Annotated in this window: 1 protein-coding gene; it reads right to left on the bottom strand. The window is 76.3% G+C overall.

Going from position 1 to position 641, the window contains the following annotated elements; all coding sequences use genetic code 11:
* On the bottom strand, positions 1 to 565 hold a 565-nt coding region (locus tag D7V93_RS43795; protein ID WP_147451719.1), incomplete at its 3' end, for a S1 family peptidase.
* Between the last annotated feature and the right edge of the window lie 76 nt (positions 566 to 641).

Raw genomic sequence — 641 nt, forward strand, 5'->3', positions numbered from 1 at the left:
GCAGGGGCCCGACGTAGCGCACCGGGATGACGAGCCCCAGCGCGCGGCCGTTGGCGAGCGCCGCGGTGGCGACCCCCACCACCTGGCCGCGCGCGTTCAGCACCGGGGCGCCCGACGCGTCCTCGGGGAGGGTGCGCGCCAGCTCCAACAGGGTGAGCCAGTCCCCCAGCACCTGCACCGCGCGGACCTCCAGGAGGCGGGGCTCGGGCGGGCGGCCCGCGCGGGCCTGGAGCACGTGGAGGCGCTCGCCCTCGGTGGGCAGCGTGGCCGGCCCCAGCGGCAGGTGGGGCACCACGCCCGGAAGGGTGAGGCGCAGGAGGGCCAGGTCGCGTCGCTCGTCCACGGCCGCCACCTGGACCACCTGGGTCCTGAGGCCGTCGGGCAGCACGGCGGTGATGGCGCGCGCGCCCGCGACCGCGTGGAGGCTGGTGGCGACGTGGCCGTCGGAGGAGATGACGAAGCCCGTGGCGGTGTGGCCGCCCAGCTCCAGCAGCAGCAGCGAGGCGCTCGCGCGGCGCAGGGCCTCCTCGGCCCGGACCTGGGTGGTCGAATCGTCCTCGGACATCGCAACCCCCGCTTGTGAAGCTCCGGCCAGCATTCCCGGGATGTGGCGTCGGGGGTGGCCTCCCTTGGGTTGTATC

Origin of the sequence: Corallococcus llansteffanensis (assembly GCF_003612055.1) — a bacterium.
Lineage (GTDB): Bacteria > Myxococcota > Myxococcia > Myxococcales > Myxococcaceae > Corallococcus > Corallococcus llansteffanensis.